The organism is Halochromatium sp. (assembly GCF_054919635.1).
Genome location: NZ_JBUDPI010000036.1, coordinates 1 through 17,822, shown reverse-complemented (window position 1 = coordinate 17,822; position 17,822 = coordinate 1). Strand labels below are relative to the sequence as shown.

The following is a 17,822-nucleotide window of genomic DNA, read 5'->3' as shown; positions in this document are numbered from 1 at the left end:
GCACCCTTGACCTTGTTCACCGTCAGGCTGGTGCCATCGACGCAGATCGAGCCCTTGGTCGCGATATAGCGGGCGAGCTCGCCAGGGGCATGGATCTGCAGGCGCCAAGAGCGGCCATCCTCGCCGACCTCGAGCAAGGTGCCGATGCCATCGACGTGGCCGCTGACCAGATGCCCGCCGAGCGGGGTCGATAGACGCAGCGCTTGCTCCAGATTGACGCGGGCGCCGGTCTTGAGCTTGCCCAGGGTCGTGAGCGACAGGCTCTCGCGTGAGATATCGGCAGCGAATCCACGCGCCGTCAGCTCGACTGCAGTCAGGCAGACACCATTGACGGAGATGCTATCGCCAATCGAGACCTGACTCAGGTCGAGCACACCCGCGTCGATCCGGATGCGCTGGTCACCTCCGCGATCCTCGAGCGCCTCGACGCGACCAACCGCCTCAATGATACCGGTGAACATAACTGCCTCCATCCGAGCGTATTAGGGTCGCAAGCGGGCGATGCGCGCGCGAAGACGGAATCGCAACTTGCATCGCAAAGCTCGCGGTGGATGCCAGAACCGGCCGCAAGTACTTTTCCTGCTTGGTGTTTCAGACGTCATCCACAACAGCTGTGGATAAGTCCGTGGATATATTGGCGATGCTCGTGCTAAGTCTTTGACTTACTGAAGCCTGCGTTACATCGGGCAAAGATTGCGCTATGTCATTTTTTCTCGCATAACCATGGACTTGGTCCATCATGAGCGAGCATGGCAAGACGCGAGGATCATGCTGATCGTTGCCTACGGGCGCGCATCGAAACCTGTGAACAACTTCTCGCGTAGGCTTGGACATCGCCTCGAATTCCGGGCCAATCAGCGCGACAGGCGCTGAAACAGGACGGTCAACAAGACCACGGGTGCCGCGATGGCGAGGATCGGTGCCGCGATGCCCGCGATCCAGAGCGTTGTCCGCCAGCGGATCAAGAGGAACATCGCTCCCAAGGATAAGAGCCAGACGACGAGCTTCAGCACCAGCAGCGGCTCAGCCGGGCCAAGCGTCGCCAGCGAGGGCAACGTCGATAAGCTCGTCAGCAGCAGCACGCTGGGTATGCACATCAACGCGGCATTCGGGGACGCGAAGGGCTCATAGCCGTAGCGCTCGGCAGCATAGCGATTCAGACCATGGATCACGCGGATCATCGCCATGAACAACAAGAAGGCAAGCGCGAGCTCGAACAGCATCAAGATCGGCAATCGCTACCTCCAATCCCCGATACTCACCAGATCCATCGATAACCTGACCACTCGTGGCGGGATCAGTCGTGGCGGGCTGCCCCCATCGCCTGCTGATCGGCGTGATACGACGAGCGCACCATCGGGCCACTGGCAACGTTGGTGAAGCCCATGCGCTCGCCGGCTTCTCGCAGCATGTCGAATTCGGCCGGCTCCCAGTAGCGACGCACCGGCAGATGATCCCTGCTCGGCTGCAAATACTGCCCCAGCGTCAGCATGTCGCAGCCATGCGCACGCAGATCGCTCATCACCGCCAACACCTGCTCCGAGGTCTCGCCAAGACCGAGCATCAGCCCAGACTTGGTCGGCACCTGCGGATGCAGTGCCTTGAAGCGCTCTAGCAGCGAAAGCGAGCCTGCATAATCTGCGCCCGGGCGCGCTTCGCGATAGAGCGCTGGCACGGTCTCGAGGTTGTGATTGAACACATCCGGCGTCGCGTCACCGTTGAACGCGGCCAAGGCCTGCTCCTCACGACCACGGAAGTCCGGCACCAAGACCTCGAGCTTGGTCTCCGGACAGCGTGCTCGGACCGCACGCAGACAGGCCGCGAAATGACCGGCTCCCCCATCGCGGAGGTCGTCGCGATCCACGGAGGTGATCACGACATAGCCAAGCCCCATGCGCTCGATCGACTCGGCCAGCAGCTCAGGCTCAGTCTCGTCGATTGGCTGCGGACGGCCGTGCGCCACATCGCAGAATGGACAGCGACGGGTGCAGACGTCACCGAGGATCATGAAGGTTGCGGTGCCATGATTGAAGCACTCGCCCAGGTTCGGACACTGCGCCTCTTCACAGACGGTCGCGAGTCGGTTCTCGCGCAGCAGGCGCTTGATCCGCGCGACACCCGGGCCGGTTGGCGCCTTGGCGCGAATCCAGGCCGGCTTGCGCGGCACCTCATCGAGCCGCTCGACCTTGACCGGGATGCGAGCGACCTTATCCAAGCCGCGTTGATGGGTCTGCGGGCTCAGGCGAGAGGGGGCGGTGAGAGGACTCTGATGAGGCATATTCGGGGGACTCTGTTGAAGCGTCGTCGTTAATCGCCAGTTTAACATCCGTAGCGCAGCGCAAACCGGCCGCACCGAGTGACGCTTGACCTGCGCTGCGTTATGCTAGTCGGCTTTCTTTCGCCCTGCCCGCCCAGAAGTCCTCTTGCCATGCCGCTCAACACCACCGAAGAGATCATCGAGGAGATCCGTGCCGGGCGCATGGTGGTGATCATGGACGATGAGGATCGCGAGAACGAGGGCGATCTGCTGCTCGCTGCCGATAGCGTGACGCCGGAGGCGATCAACTTCATGGCCAAGTATGGTCGTGGACTGATCTGCCTGACACTGACCAAAGAGCGCTGCGAGCGGCTGCGGCTACCCTTGATGGTCAACGCCAACAATGCCCCGCATTCGACTGCGTTCACGGTATCGGTGGAGGCCGCGCGTGGGGTGACGACCGGGATCTCGGCGGCCGATCGCGCCCGCACCGTTGCGGCAGCGGTTGCCGCCGACGCCAAGCCGACCGACCTGGTTCAGCCCGGCCATGTGTTCCCGCTCATGGCACAGCCTGGGGGGGTGCTGGTGCGTGCCGGGCATACCGAGGCCGGCTGCGATCTCGCCCGCCTCGCTGGCTTTGAGCCGGCCGCGGTCATCGTCGAGATCCTGAACGAGGACGGCACCATGGCACGGCGGCCCGACCTGGAGGCATTCGCCGACAGACATGGGCTGAAGATCGGCACCATCGCCGACCTGATTCACTATCGCGTCGCCAACGAGAAGGCCGTCATCCGCGAGGCGCGGGGACGCTTGCCGACGCCAGTCGGCACCTTCGAGGTCACTGCCTATCGGGATACCATCGACAACGACATCCATCTTGCGCTGGTGATGGGCGAGATCGATGCTGGTCGACCGACACTGGTGCGGGTGCACTTGCAGAATACGCTCTGTGACCTCTTCGGCGTCCAGCACCCGGCCTGTGGCTGGCCGCTCAATGACGTGATGCGCAAGATCGCCGAGGCCGGCGAGGGCGTCATCGTGGTGCTGCGCAATCGCGATCAGGGTGAGGATGTGCTGGCCAAGCTGGCGGTCATCGCCGAGCCAGACGACCCCGGGGTTGCCCCGGCCCCTCTCACAAGCACACGCAACGAGCTTCGGACCTATGGGATCGGCGCCCAGATCCTCGCCGATGTTGGCGTACATAAGATGCGCGTCATGAGTGCCCCAAAGGCCATGCACGGCATCTCCGGATTCGACCTCGAGGTCGTCGAGTACCTCGGTGGCTAGCGTTTTTTCGAGAACCTCAAGATGATCAAGACCTACGAAGGCGCGCTGCGCGCCGGCAACGCGCGATACTGCTTGGTGGTCTCGCGCTGGAACAGCTTCATCGTCGAAAGCCTGGAAAAGGGGGCGATCGATGCCCTCAAGCGCCACGGCGCCGAGGACTCCGATCTCAGCATCGTGCGCGTGCCAGGCGCCTTCGAGATGCCAGTGGTCATCGAGCGCATCGCGGCCAAGGGTGATTACGACGCAATCATCGCCCTCGGGGCTGTGATTCGCGGTGGCACACCGCACTTCGAGTTCGTCGCCAATGAGTGCGTCAAAGGCATGGCTCAGGTCAGCCTGAAGCACGGATTGCCGGTCACCTTCGGCGTGCTGACGGTCGATACCATCGAGCAGGCCATCGAGCGCGCCGGCACCAAGGCCGGTAACAAGGGCGCCGAGGCCGCGCTCTCTGCCATTGAGATGGTCGACCTGCTCCGCGGGCTCGCCTGACATGGCCGGACGCCGTAGCGAGGCCCGACGCTATGCTGTGCTCGCCTTGTATCAATGGCAGGTCAGCGGTCAATCGCCGGTGGAGATCGCGGGCCACTTCTTCGATGATCCCGCTTGGATGGAGGCGATCGCCGAGGGCATGGCCGAAGAGCGCCAGGAGGGACGAACGGAGGCGGCCAACGGGCAGCCCGAAAAGCCCGCCATGACGCCGGCAAAGGCCCGCCCCTACGACCATCAGCTGTTCAGCAACCTGCTGCGCGGGGTGCCGGAGAAGGCCGACGAGATCGATGATGCGCTACGCGGCAATCTGGATCGCTCGTTACAGAGTCTGGACCCGGTCGAGCGCAGCATCCTGCGCATCGGCACCTATGAGCTGCTGTTCAGTCTCGAATTGCCCGTGCGGGTGGTCATCAACGAGTCGGTCGAGCTGGCCAAGGCCTTCGGCGCCGAACAAGGTCACCGCTACGTCAACGCAGTGTTGGATCGGGTCGCACGCACAGCGAGGACGGACGAGCTGTCGCGCAAGACACAAGCCTAGGGTACAGAGCGCATCTCACGAGCACCATCGCGATGTCTGAATTCGATCTCATCCAGCGTCATCTGACTGGCCTCGGGGCGGCGCGCGACGATGTGTTGCTCGATGTCGGCGACGACTGTGCCCTGCTGCAGGTACCGTCCGATCGCGAGCTGGCCCTGAGCATCGACACCCTGGTCGCCGGCGTTCATTTCTTGGCCGAGACCGACCCCGAAGGTCTGGGTTACAAGGCGCTCGCGGTCGGTCTGAGCGACCTCGCGGCGGTTGGCGCCGAGCCGGCCTGGGCGACCTTGGCGCTGACCTTGCCCGAGCCGGACGAGTCTTGGCTCGCCGCCTTCGCGCGCGGCTTTGCTGAGCTGGCCTGTCACGAAGAGGTCCGTCTCATCGGCGGTGACCTGACCCGCGGACCACTCACGATTTCCGTCCAGGTGCACGGGCTCGTGCCCAAGGGCCATGCGCTGCACCGCACCGGCGCACAGCCCGGGGACCTGGTCTGCGTTAGCGGTGCCTTGGGCGACGCCGGACTCGCGCTGCGCCATCTGCAGCGCGGCGAGCCACTCGGTGACTATCTGCGCCAACGCCTCGAGCGCCCAACGCCACGGGTGGCACTCGGCGAGGTCTTGCGTGGGGTCGCAACCGCGGCCATCGACCTCTCCGACGGACTGGCCTCGGACCTGGGCCACATCCTCGCCGCATCGGGCTGCGGTGCCCGTATCGAGCTCGACCGGCTGCCGCTTGCTGATCAGGTCGCTGGCGAGGTGGCCGCACAACAGGACTGGGCGCTGCCACTGACCGCTGGTGACGACTATGAGCTCTGCTTCACCATGCCGGCAACGCACATCGGTGAGCTGAAGGTGCTCGCGGCTGCCGCTGGCTGTCCTCTAACACAGATCGGCGAGATCGAATCACGCCCGGGACTGCGCTGGATGACCGCCGATGGCCATCCCTGGCACAGTCACCGCCTTGGCTACGACCATTTTGCACCCTGATCGGCGGTACGGACCGGATAATCTGGAAGAGACAGCCGATCAGCTTTCGCACAGTTTCTTAATTTTTTGCATTCAACCTTCTTGAGGAGACAATCCAATGAGCACATCCCCAACGTCCGATGCTGAGCTCACGCCCTTATTCCAGCCGAGCCGCCCCGACCATCTGATCGCCTATGGCTTTGGTGCGGGCCTCTCGCCCATGGCTCCGGGCACCATGGGCACCCTGGTCGCGATCCCGATCTACCTGGTCCTCGCCAACCTCCCGGGCCTGGTCTATCTGCTCGCCCTTGCGGCACTGATCGCGGTCGGCGTCTGGGCCTGCGGCAAGGTCGCCGCTGAGATCGGTGAGGATGACCCGGCAGCCATTGTCTGGGACGAGGTCGTCGGCTTCCTGGTTGCGATGGCCGCAGCACCGGTGGTGAGCCTGGCCTGGATTCTGATGGGCTTCCTGCTGTTTCGTCTGTTCGATATCTATAAGCCCTGGCCGGTGAGCTGGGCGCAGGACCGCTTCCGCGGCGGAGTCGGCATCATCGCCGATGACCTGATTGCAGGCGCCTTGACCTGGGTCGTGCTGAGCTTCATGGCCATGATTGTCAGTGCCTCGCTTGGCCATGGTGTCGCGACCATCGCGCACTGATCCCTATTGCCCCCGGGCCCCAGGACCCTGGGCCTAGCGTCCTGGGTCTTCCCCGAGGCGCCGCCATTGCTTCGTCAACGGCGGCGCTTCTGGTTTTACTGCGTTGCTGCCGAGCGAGAGCCTGTCGAGCGAGGGCCGGGCTAGGCCGCTGCATGATTGATTGCTGTCATCTCGACTTGCCGACCGCCACTGCATGAGCGACAACCCCATCTACAGTCCCGAAGGCCTCGAGCGCCTACCGCTGCATCTGTTCAGCGAGAAGGCCTACCTGGATTACTCGATGTATGTGATCCTGGATCGGGCCTTGCCGCACATCGGCGATGGGCTCAAGCCGGTGCAGCGGCGCATCCTCTATGCGATGTCGGATCTTGGGCTCACGGCGACAGCCAAGTTCAAGAAATCAGCCCGCACCGTCGGCGACGTGCTCGGTAAGTTCCATCCGCATGGCGACAGCGCCTGTTACGAGGCGATGGTCTTGATGGCACAGTCGTTCAGCTATCGTTATCCGCTGATCGATGGCCAGGGCAACTGGGGCTCGCCCGATGATCCCAAGTCGTTCGCGGCGATGCGCTACACCGAATCGCGCCTGACGCCCTACGCCGATGTGTTGTTGGCAGAGGTCGCACAGGGCACGGTCGACTGGCAGCCGAACTTCGATGGCACCCTGGACGAGCCGAAGACGCTGCCGGCCCGGCTGCCCAACCTGCTGCTCAATGGCGCCAGTGGTATCGCCGTCGGCATGGCCACCGATATCCCGTCGCACAACCTGCGCGAGGTCTCCAAGGCCTGCATCCACCTGCTCAAGCATCCGAATGCGGAGCTCGATGCCCTGATGCGGCACATCCCCGGGCCGGACTTCCCGACCGCTGCCGAGATCATCACGCCCGCGGCTGAGCTGCGGCGGATGTATGAGACCGGCCAGGGCTCCGTGAAGCAACGCGCCTGCTATGAGCTGGAGCAGGGCGACATCGTCATCACCGCTCTGCCCTATCAGGTCTCCGGTAGCCGCATCATGGAGCAGATCGCGGCCCAGATGCAGGCAAAGAAGCTACCGATGCTCGAGGACCTGCGTGACGAATCCGATCATGAGTGCCCAACCCGATTGGTGCTGGTGCCGCGCTCAAGCCGCATCGATGTCGCACGGCTGATGTCACATCTGTTCGCGACCACCGATCTCGAGCGCGGCTATCGGGTCAATATGAACCTGATCGCGCTCAATGGCCGCCCCAAGGTCATGAGCCTGCGCGAGATCCTGTCCGAGTGGCTGACCTATCGGCGCAGCACCGTCCGGCGCCGACTCCAGCATCGGCTCAACAAGGTGCTCGAGCGGCTGCATCTGTTGGACGGTTTGCTGATCGCGTTTCTGAACATCGACGAGGTGATCCGCATCATCCGCACCGAGGACGAGCCAAAGCCGGTGCTGATGGCGCGCTTTGGTCTCTCAGAGGTCCAAGCCGAGTACGTGCTCAATACCAGGCTGCGGCAGTTGGCGCGGCTCGAGGAGATGAAGATCCGCGCCGAGCAGGACGCATTGAGCAAAGAGCGCGATGAGATTCAAGCGATCCTGGGCAACGAGACCAAACTGCGTGACCTGATCATCGACGAGATCGGCCAGGACGCCAAGCAGCACGGTGATGAGCGCCGCTCTCCGCTGACCGAGCGGCCCCTGGCGGCAGCACTGAACGACACCGAGCTGGCCCCAAGCGAGCCGGTCACGGTCGTGCTCTCGGAGAAGGGGTGGGTGCGCCAAGCGAAGGGACACGAGATCGACGGGACCAGCCTGTCGTATAAGGCTGGGGATCGGTTCTTGTCTGCCGCTCGGCTGCGCAGCAATCAGCCCGCGGTCTTCCTGGACAGCACGGGGCGCAGCTATTCCCTGCCGGCGCACTCGCTGCCATCGGCGCGGGGCCAGGGTGAGCCGCTAACCGGTCGCCTTGACCCACCCAAGGGCGCGAGCTTCATCCAGGTGCTCGGTGGCGACCCAACGCAACGCCTGGTGCTGGCATCGGATGCAGGCTATGGGTTCATCTGCGCATTGGAGGCCCTGATCGCCAAGCCACGCAGCGGCAAGGCGGTACTGACCCTGCCCGAGGACGCTCAGGTCCTGGCACCCGTGCCGGTCTCCAGCGGACAGGATGTGCTGGTCGCGGTCGCCACCACCGCCGGTCATCTCTTGGTCTTCCCGGCGGCGGAGCTGCCTGAGCTCACGCGCGGCAAGGGCAACAAGCTGATCGGCATCCCCAGTGCCCGGGTCAAGTCACGAGAGGAAGTGGTCGCCGCAGTCTGCACCTTGCCAACCGGAGCGAGCCTGAGCATCCACTGTGGCAAGCGCCAGCTCACACTGAAACCGGCGGACCTTGCGCGTTATCAGGCCGAGCGCGGTCGGCGTGGCGCCTTGTTGCCGCGGGGATTCCAGCGGGTTGAGACGATGGAGGCTGGATAAGCGCTTGTCCTGTTACAAGCTGCCTGCGCGAAAGGAGCCTCTGGGGGCGCGATCGCGATCAGCCGCCGGGGTGACCGCATACCCTGAGCCGCTCAGTGTATCAGTGTGCTCGAGCCCTGATAGTGTTGCCAGCTGGCTTTTAGGCCAAGGTAGATCAGGATACCCAAGCCGTCGGCGACCCAATCAAGCAGCGAAAAATGCCGCAGTGGAAGGAAGTGCTGCACGGCCTCCATCAGCAAGCCGTAGCCGAGCAGCAGGCCCCAACGCAACGGGGCTTGCTGCTTCGCGGGCCAGCCGAGATCAGCCAGCCAAGCCATCACCGCGAAGGCCAACAGGTGATTGGCCTTATCCCAGGAGGCGCCGATCGGTTCGGCGCTAGGCAGAAAGGCCAGATAGGCGACGACCAACACGCAGCCCCAGAGTGCAACCTGTGACAGCCGCTGGATAGCCCGCTGTGCTCGCCCTGTTTTCAAGAACTCGAGATCCCGCATGACCATCCATCGCGCTGAGATGCTGAAGATACTGGCAGAGGCAATAACGCCAGTGGAGCACGAGTATACCGATGTTGAGCTGAGCGTCTCGGGCAGGCTCCCGTCCGCTTTGAACGGCGTACTCTATCGCAACGGGCCGGGACGCTTCGAGCGCGGCGGTGTGCCCTATGGCCATGCGTTTGATGGCGATGGCCATGTCTGTCGCCTTGAATTCAAGCAAGGACGGGTGCGCTATACCAATCGCTTCGTTCGCACTCAGGCGTTTTGCGCAGAGGAGGCCGCTGGGCGCATGCTCTGGCGTGGCTTTGGAACGCAAAAGCCAGGCGGGCTTTGGTCGAACGCGCTGCGACTGCGCTTCAAGAATGCCGCCAATACCAACGTCATCTGGCATGGGAAGCGTCTGCTCGCGCTCTGGGAGGGCGGCGCGCCGCATCGGCTAGACCCAGTAACGCTGAGGACCGTGGGCGAAGAGGACTTCGGCGGCCAGCTGCGTAATCGGTTCGATCCGCTCTCGCGCTGGAGCACGCCACTGCTGCCTTTTTCAGCCCATCCGCAGCTCGATGCCGAGTCCGGCGAGTTGATCAACTTTGGGCTGGTGCTTGGGCATCCGAGTCGGCTGCTGCTGTATCGGGTCGATGCCCAAGGGGTGATGGCGACCCCCGAGGTCCATCAGCTTGATCGCTTCAGCTTCGTGCACGACATCGCCATCACTGCGCGTTGGATCTGCGTGCTGCTGCCGTTTGCCGATTTCGATATCCCGCGCGCACTGCTTGGGCTCAAGAGTCCGGCGTCGTCGCTGAAGCTCAATACAGAGCGGCCGATGCAGGCCTTGCTCATACCGCGAGAGGGCGGACCAACGCAGCTGATCGATGCGGTGCCAGGCTTCGTCTTCCACATCGCTACAGCCAGCGATCGCGACGACGGCGGCCTCGATCTGCGCGTGATCCGTTATCCAAGCTTTCCGGCCCTGAGTGATGTCGAGGGCTTTTTTCGTGAGGTCGAGCAGACCGATGGGCTGCCGCAACTGGAACGGCTTCAGATCGATCCCGCAGCCAATCGTTGCTCGCTCCGTCCCTGCAGCGAAGAGGTTGGATTCGAGCTGCCAACCGTCAGCCCGGGCCGACTCGGCGCCGAACGGCAGCAGATCTATGGTATTGGCACGCCAGCGGGCCGCCGACTCCCGTTCTTCAGCGCGGTGCAGCGTTTCGATACGCGGTCTGGAGAGCTGATCCAGCAAGATCTTGGCACCGATCTACCCGGCGAGCCCATTCCAACCGCCACGCGACCGGACCAGGAGGACTGGCTGCTGAGCCTGGTCTATCGCGGCACCGAGCAGCGCTCTGACCTGCTGGTGCTGCGCGCGGCGGATCTGGCCATCCAAGCGACGATCGAGCTGCCTCACGCGGTTCCGCCTGGCTTTCACGGCTGTTGGGTCGCGACCGGGGCCGATGGGGAGATATCGGGGCCAGCTTGAATCTGCAGCGTCGAAGGACTGCGAGCACAAGGCCCATCTCTTAGCGGTTAGCTTGGACACGCCAAGCGCCTTGGCGAGCTCGCTGCGAGCACAAGAGCGATCCCTTACGCCTGGGCGTCAGCTGTTCGTCAGCTGGGCGTCGGCTGAGCTCAATCCAGCCACCGACCGGTGGAACCTGGACCCTCTAGCGGAGAACGTCGATGAGGAGGTCGGCGGCTTCAGCAACCCCAGTCGGGGCGACAGGATCAACAATGCCTTCGGCAAGCACCGCAGCCAAGGACTCGCGGATCTCGCCGGCAGCGAGGTCGCTTGCACTAATTTCGCGCATGGGGACCTGATCGGCTAGCCAGTCGACCAGGTAGCGGCTCTCTGGCCAGTCCTTGCGCTCAACTGACAACACCGGGATACCGCAGCAGGCCGCCTCAGCGAAGGTGCCGTAGCCAGGCTTGGTGATCAGTGCATCACAGCTCGCCAGCGCCTCCAGCACGCTGTTGCCTTCAGCAGCAATCAGAGCCAGGTCATCGCGCCCACGATCAGCGTCGGCATCCGGACTCAGCAGGTGCACGCCGTCCATCAGCCGTGGAGCACCACCCAGCGATAGGCGACCGGTTCCACCGAACTGCATCAAGACCAGTCGCTCAGAGGCAGGACGCGCGACGCGCTCACGCAAGCGCTGCGGATCGCGCCGGCGCGGCTGCGCGATCGGTCCGATGTCGCGCCCGTTCGGTAGCCAGCGCATCGGCATCGATGGCGCGGGTCGCAAGAACAGCTCAGCACCGGTATAGGCACGCTGCATCCGCTGCGCCAAAGCCGCAGGTAGCTGGTGACCCACGGGACTCTCAACGAGGATGTCGTACCAGCTCAGTGAGCAGAGTCCAGCGCAAGGAATGCCCATCGAGCGCGCCACATCCAGGGGCAGCCAGGGGATATCGGCCAGCACGAGATCAGGCCGTAATTGCTCGAACAGCTGACGCTGCTGCGTCTGTTGCGCAGCATAGTCCAGATCGAAGGCCAGATAGTCGGCAAGCCCATCGGCCCAGCGCGTCGTCAGTGGACCGTCCATCGGTAGCGGCACGTCGGCCGCGGATTGAATATGGCGGTAGCCTTCCGGCAGCCGGGCCTTGGCGAAGGCCGGGGCAATATTGCCCTGCAGGCTGACCTCAAGGTCGGGGAGTCGGCGCTTCAGCTCACTGACGACCGGCGCAACCTGCGCCAGATGGCCGTAGCCATGCGCGGTCACAGCGACGAACAGATGGGGCACGTCAGGCCTCGCGGTCGAGGTGAATCGCCAGCCAGGTGCAGCCCGGCTCGGCTGAGGTCTGCAACAGGCGATGCGGCGTATACGCGGGAATAAAGAGGTAGTCGCCGCTGCTCAGCGAGATCGCCTCACCGGCAATCTCGAGCCGAGCTTCACCGCTTAGCAGCAGGACCCATTCGTCCTGTGCTTGGTCGTAGAGAACGGTATCTGGCGCATCGCTGCTTGTGATGCGCTCGATCCGGAGGTTTCGACAACGTAGTAGCTCATCGAAGACCTCACCTGTCGCTGGCGAGGGTCGGTCAGCGAACAGGTTACCGCGGTGAATCAGGTCAGCGCCTTGACGCGGGCATTGAGCCGCGATTTGTGACGGGCTGCCTTATTGGCATGGATCAGGCCCTTGCCGGCAGCGCGGTCGATCACAGGAACAGCCTTCTGATAGGCGTCGGCCGCAGTGGCATGGTTGCCAGCGGCAGCAGCCTTGAGAACCTTCTTCATCGCGGTGCGCAAGGTACTGCGCTGAGCGGCATTGCGCTGGCGATGCTTTTCTGCCTGGCGGGCACGCTTGCGTGCTTGTACGGTATTGGCCAAGGGTGATCTCCTAAGCTTGGCGGATCAAATTGTTCGGTGGCGTTCACACGCCTAGCCGGCTATGATTACTCGCAACTGGCGCCGTTGTCAATACCAAGCGACGACTGGCGCGACAAGCCAGGCCAACCCAGGATCAATCACAGGCCAGAGGGATCAGGACCATGACACCGGCCGCGACGGCATTATTGGCTTGGCGCGTGGTGATCGCGGCCCGCGCGGGGTCTGCGCAGCAGCACCGACAGCACCGCCCGCGGCATCCCCTATAATCGCGCCTCTTTGGCCAACTTATCGCGCGCCTGCGCATCCTCAGAGGCAGCACCCATGGCATCGCTAGCTGCGTCGATCGCCAAGGTCGGCAGCAATACCCTGCTCTCGCGCGTCCTCGGCTTCGTCCGGGACCTGATCGTCGCGCGCCTGTTTGGCGCCGATGCCGGCACCGATGCCTTCTTCGTTGCCTTCAAGATCCCGAACTTTATGCGCCGGCTGTTCGCGGAAGGGGCTTTTTCGATGGCCTTTGTGCCAGTGCTCAACGAGTACAAGACGCAGCGCGGCTTCCCGGCACTGAAGCGCTTTATCGACGATGTCGCCGGTACCCTGGGCGCCATCCTGTTCGTGATCACCGCGCTCGGAGTGCTCAGCGCGCCGGTCCTGGTGCTGATCTTCGCGCCTGGCTTCGCCAGCGATCCGGACAAGCAGCTGCTGGCCAGCGACATGCTGCGGCTGACCTTTCCGTACCTGCTGTTCATCTCATTAACCGCGCTGGCAGGCGGCATCCTCAATACCTACGATCGCTTCGGCGTGCCGGCCTTCACGCCGGTGCTGCTCAACCTGTCACTGATTAGCTGCGCGATCTGGCTGGCGCCGCAGATGGAGCGCCCGATCATGGCGCTAGCCTGGGGCGTGCTGATCGCCGGTGTCGTGCAGCTGCTGTTCCAGCTGCCTTTCCTACATCAGCTGAGGCTCTTACCCAGACCCAGATTCAGCCCGCGCGACGAGGGCGTGCGACGCATCGTGCGGCTGATGATCCCGGCGCTGTTCGGCGTCTCGGTCACCCAGATCAGCCTGCTGATCGACACCCTGCTCGCCTCCTTTCTGGCCACCGGCAGCATCTCCTGGCTGTACTACTCGGATCGGCTGATGGAGTTCCCGCTCGGCATCCTGGGTGTCGCGCTCGGCACCGTGATCCTGCCCAAGCTCTCGCGCCAGCATGCGGCGGCCTCGCCTGAGGCCTTTTCGGAGACGCTGGACTGGGCCTTGCGCTGGGTGCTGCTGCTTGGTCTACCGGCTGCAGTTGGACTCTTCGTGCTCTCCGGGCCGATGATCGCAACCCTGTTCTATTCCGGCGAGTTCACCGCCTATGATGTCCTAATGGCCGAGCGCAGCCTGATGGCCTATTCGCTCGGGCTCATGGCATTCCTGGGCATCAAGGTGTTGGCGCCGGGCTTCTACAGCCGTCAAGACATGAAGACGCCGGTTAAGATCGCCGTGGTCGCGATGTTGACCAACATCGTCTTCAACCTGCTCCTGATGTTCCCGCTCGGCCATGCTGGACTGGCGCTGGCCACCATCATCGCTGCTAGCGTGAACGCGCTGCTGTTGTTTATCGGGCTATTGAGGCAGGGTATCTATCGCCCCCTGCCGGGCTGGTGGCAATTGCTTGCCAAGGGCTTGATGGCGAGCCTGACGATGGGCGCAGTGCTCTGGCTGCTGAGCGGGCCAACACCCTTTTGGACGGTCTGGGCCTTCAGTGAGCGATTGATCCGCCTGAGCGGGCTGATCCTGATCGGGGGGCTCTGCTATCTGCTGCTGGCGCTGGCCTTCGGAATCCGGCCTCGGCACCTGCTGCGGATGGATCCAGTGGCCTGAGGCCAGTGCCGGGCCCGAACAACCGATATCCTGGGGTGGACGACATGATCCCTCCTGCGCCGACTCCGGGGTTGGCTCGATCAGGCCTCTTCGCTGCGCAGCGAAGCGCTACGCCCCCTATAATCGAGTTTCTTGCTTAATGAAAACGCTGGACTGATTGGCATGCGGCTGATTCGGGGTTTGCATAATTTGCGCGAACAGGATCGCGGCTGCGTAGCGACCATCGGCAATTTTGATGGCGTCCATCTGGGCCATCGGGCGGTGTTTCAGCGGTTACTCAGACAAGGTGAGATGCTCGGGCTGCCAGCGACCGTGATCACCTTCGAGCCGCAGCCAATGGAGTATTTTGCGCCCGATGTCGCTCCGGCTCGATTGACGCGCTTCCGCGAGAAGGTGGCTGCGATCGCTGACGACGAGATCGATCGCATCTTGCTGCTCGAATTCGGTCCACGACTGGCCGAGATGCAGGCGCATGACTTCATTCAGCGAGTGCTAGTCGAGGGGCTCGGGGTGCGGTTCTTACTGGTCGGCGATGACTTCCGTTTCGGCCATAACCGCTCCGGTGACTATGCGCTGCTGGAGCGCATCGGCGCCGAGCTGCCGACCGAGCAGAGCTTTCAGGTCGCAAATCTGCGCACCATCAAGCACCAGGATCAACGCATCAGCAGCACCCGTATTCGTGAGCTGCTCGCCGCCGGCGATTTCGAGCAAGCCCGGCATCTGTTGGGCCGCGGCTATCAGATCTGTGGCCGAGTCGGGCATGGCGACCGTCGCGGGCGTACCATCGGTTTCCCGACGGCCAATATCAATCTGCACCGGAGAGTCAGCCCGCTCCGCGGTGTCTATGCAGTGCGGGTGCATGGCGTCAGTGATACGTCTTGGTCTGGTGTGGCGAATATCGGGCGCCGGCCGACGGTCGCAGGCACCGATGAGCGGCTTGAGGTGCACCTCTTCGACTTCGCTGGTGATCTCTACGGCGCCCACCTGCAGGTCGAGTTCTTGTTGCGATTGCGCGACGAGCAACGGTTTGACTCATTTGAGGCACTACAAGCACAGATCGCCCGCGATGCCGCAGCAGCCCGCAATTGGCTCCAGTGCCGAGATCAGTCGCTGACCTAGATCGTTTAGACTGGGTGCTACCGTCCGAAGAAGCCCCAGTTCCATGCCAGGATCAGCGCGCTACAGCTGCTCGAGGTAGCTCGGCCCGCCGAGGTTACGCATCTGGCGTTGGATCCAGGCGGCCTTGCGACGCACCCTGAGCGAGGGTGAGTCGAGACGATAGATTCTTGGATTCGGCAGCACGGCGGCAAGTAGAGCGGCCTCAGAGGTCCCGAGCGTGGAGACCGGCCGATCGAAAAAGCGCCAGCTCGCTGCACCAACACCGTACGTATCAGGGCCGAATTGCGCGATGTTCAGGTAGACCTCAAGGATGCGCTCTTTTGGCCAGAGCAGCTCGATCATCAAGGTGAGCGGCGCTTCGAGTGCCTTACGCAGCCAATCGCTACCGGGCCAGAGGAAGAGGTTCTTCGCGGTCTGCTGGGACAGGGTACTGGCTCCACGCAACTCCCCGCCTTGACGCCAATGCTCGACCGCATTACCCAGTTCAACCAGGTCGAATCCGGCGTGGCTTGGGAAACGCTGGTCTTCAGCAGCGATGACCGCGAGCTTGACTTCAGGCGGAATCAGGTCACCAGCAATCCACTCGTGGTAAAGGCGCCGCTTGCCAGCTGTGGGCTGCTCGGCAATGAGCCAATGGCGCATCATCAATGCCGTGGTCGGCGGATCAACCCAACGCAGCGTGACAATCGTCGTTGCCGCTAGGAGCAGCAGGAGGGCGGCTAAGGCCGCAAGGATCTTGAGAAGACGGCGCAACAGGCGCACGGATCACTCAGACGCGTCGACCGCGGGGAGCGTACTCGAACCAACCGGTGATGATGTACTTGAGCCCCTCGGTATGCGGCAGGCCGCGATGGGTGTGGGTGAAGCCTGCCGGCCAGATCAGCGTGAGGCCTTGCTCGGGCTTGACCTTGAGGGATTGATGCAAGAACTCGGTCTCTCCCCCAGAGTCGACGGTATTGAGGTACGTCATCCAAGCCAGAATTCGGTGCGCGACCTCGGGATGGGCGGTCTCGTAGTGCCAGGCGTGATACGCCTGCCCGCCCGGGTAGTAGCGCTGGATGTTGAAGCTGTAAATGCCGTGCTCGAAGGTCTTAGGGTATTGCAGCTCGGCAAAACGCTCGGTGTAGGCACGATGAGCATCTGCTAAGCACTTGAAGTAGTCCTCGATCGGCGACGCATACTTCTCTCGCAGTTTCTCCGGCACCTTCGCCGAGTGCAGGTCGGTTGAATCCTTGCGCTTCTTATCGACGTGCACCCCCGTGCGACCGGGCGCAGTGACCTTGCGCTTGTCCGCGTCTTTGAACAGTGCGACCAGGGCCTCGCAGGTCTCGGTGGGGATCAGCGCGGGGTGACGGGCGATGAATTCCATGGATCAACATCGGATCACGACTGGTTGGGCCAGCTGGTCATGATACCCAATAAAAAACGGGGCCCGAAGGCCCCGTTTTTAGCACAAGCCGATCGAGATCAGAACTTGTGGACCATACCGGCGGAGAAGCCACTCCACTCGATACCGGGGGCTTCTGGCGAGCCATTCAGATCATCGTCAACAGCGGTGTAGAGCACATAGGCCTTGGTCCGCTTGCTGAAGTTGTGGTCGAAGCCGATCGCCCAGGTGTAACGGTCGCCTTCCAGATCGTTCTTGAGGTTCTGGAGGGAGATGGTCTCGTTACGGGTGTTACCGAGGAAACCGACGTCGCTGCGGTCAACCGAGCCGTACATGGCCTTCACGGTGTTGTTGCCGAAGGCGTAGGCGGCTTGGACCTGCCAGAGATCCTGCCTCTCGAACATGCTGGCGCTGCCAACACTCACGGTGCCATCCGCATTGATGGTTGTCACAGCCTCGCGGACCTGGCCATCGGGAAGGTGCTCTTGCTGCTCGTAGATGGCCGTGAGGGTGAAGCCGTTCCAGTCGAGGAGGCCAAGGCCGATGCGCCACTTATCGTAGGAATCACCGATGTAGTCGCAGCTCAGAGTCGGCGTGCCGTCCGGATTAATGCAAGCTGCGCTGCCAGCGAGGCTGGTCGACGAGTTCATGAACATGTCCTTGTCCAGCGACTCGAAGGCGACCGACCCGTAGAAAGGACCGTTGTTGTAGATTGCAGCCAGCGACCAGGCACCTGCGATCGAGTCTTCGTTGATGTTGGCGCCAGCACCGGCAGTTGCGCCACCACCAGCGATCGCAGCACCCATGAAGGAGAAGCCAGAGAAGCTCGGCGAGATGTAGGCGATGACGTTGTCGGCACGGATATCGTCAAAGCCGACGGTGCCGTTGTAGTCAGCCATGGTGTCGCTGAACTGATCCAGCTTGCCGGTCGAGATCTTCAGCGGAGTATCGTGACGACCAACCAGGAAGGTACCCCAGTTGCCGGCCAGTCCGAGGAAGCTA

Annotated in this window: 19 protein-coding genes; 9 read left to right on the top strand and 10 right to left on the bottom strand. The window is 63.0% G+C overall.

Annotated features, from left to right (window positions below; genetic code table 11):
• From ACY693_RS04110 to lipA, 3 genes are all read right to left on the bottom strand, one after another.
• The coding region (locus ACY693_RS04110) for a riboflavin synthase (protein WP_462320561.1) at nt 1-461 on the bottom strand (461 nt) is incomplete at its 3' end.
• A 393-nt stretch (nt 462-854) separates the two neighbouring features.
• Entirely contained in the window at nt 855-1,235 is a 381-nt protein-coding gene (locus ACY693_RS04105) for a hypothetical protein (RefSeq protein ID WP_462320560.1), read from the bottom strand.
• A gap of 62 nt (nt 1,236-1,297) precedes the next feature.
• Entirely contained in the window at nt 1,298-2,278 is a 981-nt protein-coding gene (lipA, locus tag ACY693_RS04100; RefSeq protein WP_462320559.1) for a lipoyl synthase, read from the bottom strand.
• A gap of 150 nt (nt 2,279-2,428) precedes the next feature.
• Here lipA and ribBA point away from each other — a divergent pair, with 150 nt between their 5' ends.
• The 6 genes from ribBA to parC all read left to right on the top strand — a co-directional run bounded on the left by ribBA (nt 2,429) and on the right by parC (nt 8,637).
• Nucleotides 2,429-3,544 carry a bifunctional 3,4-dihydroxy-2-butanone-4-phosphate synthase/GTP cyclohydrolase II gene (gene ribBA / locus ACY693_RS04095; protein WP_462320558.1) on the top strand — a complete coding sequence of 372 codons (1,116 nt, stop codon included), beginning with the start codon at nt 2,429-2,431 and terminating at the stop codon, nt 3,542-3,544.
• A 21-nt stretch (nt 3,545-3,565) separates the two neighbouring features.
• Nucleotides 3,566-4,033, top strand: coding sequence for a 6,7-dimethyl-8-ribityllumazine synthase (gene ribH / locus ACY693_RS04090; RefSeq protein ID WP_462320557.1), 468 nt, complete (start codon nt 3,566-3,568; stop codon nt 4,031-4,033).
• Nucleotide 4,034: 1 nt separating this feature from the next.
• The gene (gene nusB, locus ACY693_RS04085; protein ID WP_462320556.1) at nt 4,035-4,571 is read left to right on the top strand and encodes a transcription antitermination factor NusB; all 537 of its coding nucleotides are present in this window, start codon (nt 4,035-4,037) and stop codon (nt 4,569-4,571) included.
• Nucleotides 4,572-4,603: 32 nt separating this feature from the next.
• On the top strand, nt 4,604-5,557 hold the full coding sequence (thiL, locus tag ACY693_RS04080; RefSeq protein WP_462320555.1) for a thiamine-phosphate kinase: 954 nt from the start codon (nt 4,604-4,606) through the stop codon (nt 5,555-5,557).
• A 97-nt stretch (nt 5,558-5,654) separates the two neighbouring features.
• Nucleotides 5,655-6,194, top strand: coding sequence for a phosphatidylglycerophosphatase A family protein (locus ACY693_RS04075; RefSeq protein ID WP_462320554.1), 540 nt, complete (start codon nt 5,655-5,657; stop codon nt 6,192-6,194).
• Between the two features lie 193 nt (nt 6,195-6,387).
• Nucleotides 6,388-8,637: a DNA topoisomerase IV subunit A gene (gene parC, locus ACY693_RS04070; RefSeq protein WP_462320553.1), complete on the top strand. Its 2,250-nt coding sequence runs from the start codon at nt 6,388-6,390 to the stop codon at nt 8,635-8,637.
• Nucleotides 8,638-8,729: 92 nt separating this feature from the next.
• Here parC and ACY693_RS04065 read toward each other — a convergent pair whose 3' ends face one another.
• A complete protein-coding gene (locus tag ACY693_RS04065) occupies nt 8,730-9,128 on the bottom strand; it encodes a VanZ family protein (protein ID WP_462320552.1) in 399 nt (132 codons plus the stop codon).
• Here ACY693_RS04065 and ACY693_RS04060 point away from each other — a divergent pair.
• On the top strand, nt 9,127-10,602 hold the full coding sequence (locus ACY693_RS04060; RefSeq protein WP_462320551.1) for a carotenoid oxygenase family protein: 1,476 nt from the start codon (nt 9,127-9,129) through the stop codon (nt 10,600-10,602). The genes ACY693_RS04065 and ACY693_RS04060 overlap by 2 nt on opposite strands.
• A gap of 184 nt (nt 10,603-10,786) precedes the next feature.
• On the opposite strand, the gene ACY693_RS04055 is transcribed toward ACY693_RS04060, so the two are convergent.
• The 3 genes from ACY693_RS04055 to rpsT form a co-directional block, all read right to left on the bottom strand.
• The gene (locus ACY693_RS04055) at nt 10,787-11,863 is read right to left on the bottom strand and encodes a hypothetical protein (protein WP_462320550.1); all 1,077 of its coding nucleotides are present in this window, start codon (nt 11,861-11,863) and stop codon (nt 10,787-10,789) included.
• A 1-nt stretch (nt 11,864) separates the two neighbouring features.
• On the bottom strand, nt 11,865-12,089 hold the full coding sequence (locus ACY693_RS04050) for a cupin domain-containing protein (RefSeq protein ID WP_462320562.1): 225 nt from the start codon (nt 12,087-12,089) through the stop codon (nt 11,865-11,867).
• A 95-nt stretch (nt 12,090-12,184) separates the two neighbouring features.
• A complete protein-coding gene (rpsT, locus tag ACY693_RS04045; RefSeq protein ID WP_462320549.1) occupies nt 12,185-12,448 on the bottom strand; it encodes a 30S ribosomal protein S20 in 264 nt (87 codons plus the stop codon).
• Between the two features lie 321 nt (nt 12,449-12,769).
• Here rpsT and murJ point away from each other — a divergent pair, with 321 nt between their 5' ends.
• Complete coding sequence (gene murJ, locus ACY693_RS04040) at nt 12,770-14,314, top strand: murein biosynthesis integral membrane protein MurJ (RefSeq protein WP_462320548.1); 1,545 nt, start codon at nt 12,770-12,772, stop codon at nt 14,312-14,314.
• 162 nt (nt 14,315-14,476) lie between these two features.
• Entirely contained in the window at nt 14,477-15,433 is a 957-nt protein-coding gene (gene ribF / locus ACY693_RS04035) for a bifunctional riboflavin kinase/FAD synthetase (protein ID WP_462320547.1), read from the top strand.
• A 60-nt stretch (nt 15,434-15,493) separates the two neighbouring features.
• Here the strand turns inward: ribF and mtgA are convergent, their stop codons facing one another.
• The 3 genes from mtgA to ACY693_RS04020 all read right to left on the bottom strand — a co-directional run.
• Nucleotides 15,494-16,195, bottom strand: a complete 702-nt coding sequence (mtgA, locus tag ACY693_RS04030; protein ID WP_462320546.1) for a monofunctional biosynthetic peptidoglycan transglycosylase — start codon at nt 16,193-16,195, stop codon at nt 15,494-15,496.
• Between the two features lie 7 nt (nt 16,196-16,202).
• Nucleotides 16,203-16,802, bottom strand: coding sequence for a 2OG-Fe(II) oxygenase (locus ACY693_RS04025; protein ID WP_462320545.1), 600 nt, complete (start codon nt 16,800-16,802; stop codon nt 16,203-16,205).
• A 98-nt stretch (nt 16,803-16,900) separates the two neighbouring features.
• Nucleotides 16,901-17,822: porin (locus ACY693_RS04020; protein WP_462320544.1), on the bottom strand; the 922-nt coding region annotated here is incomplete at its 5' end.

What these genes read in the sequence shown, in the direction of transcription:
- ACY693_RS04065 (WP_462320552.1), bottom strand. Translation starts at nt 9,128, where the DNA reads ATGCGGGATCTCGAGTTCTTGAAAACAGGGCGAGCACAGCGGGCTATC.
- ribBA (WP_462320558.1), top strand. Translation starts at nt 2,429, where the DNA reads ATGCCGCTCAACACCACCGAAGAGATCATCGAGGAGATCCGTGCCGGG.
- parC (WP_462320553.1), top strand. Translation starts at nt 6,388, where the DNA reads ATGAGCGACAACCCCATCTACAGTCCCGAAGGCCTCGAGCGCCTACCG.
- ACY693_RS04060 (WP_462320551.1), top strand. Translation starts at nt 9,127, where the DNA reads ATGACCATCCATCGCGCTGAGATGCTGAAGATACTGGCAGAGGCAATA.
- murJ (WP_462320548.1), top strand. Translation starts at nt 12,770, where the DNA reads ATGGCATCGCTAGCTGCGTCGATCGCCAAGGTCGGCAGCAATACCCTG.
- ACY693_RS04025 (WP_462320545.1), bottom strand. Translation starts at nt 16,802, where the DNA reads ATGGAATTCATCGCCCGTCACCCCGCGCTGATCCCCACCGAGACCTGC.
- lipA (WP_462320559.1), bottom strand. Translation starts at nt 2,278, where the DNA reads ATGCCTCATCAGAGTCCTCTCACCGCCCCCTCTCGCCTGAGCCCGCAG.
- ACY693_RS04075 (WP_462320554.1), top strand. Translation starts at nt 5,655, where the DNA reads ATGAGCACATCCCCAACGTCCGATGCTGAGCTCACGCCCTTATTCCAG.
- ribF (WP_462320547.1), top strand. Translation starts at nt 14,477, where the DNA reads ATGCGGCTGATTCGGGGTTTGCATAATTTGCGCGAACAGGATCGCGGC.
- ribH (WP_462320557.1), top strand. Translation starts at nt 3,566, where the DNA reads ATGATCAAGACCTACGAAGGCGCGCTGCGCGCCGGCAACGCGCGATAC.
- thiL (WP_462320555.1), top strand. Translation starts at nt 4,604, where the DNA reads ATGTCTGAATTCGATCTCATCCAGCGTCATCTGACTGGCCTCGGGGCG.
- nusB (WP_462320556.1), top strand. Translation starts at nt 4,035, where the DNA reads ATGGCCGGACGCCGTAGCGAGGCCCGACGCTATGCTGTGCTCGCCTTG.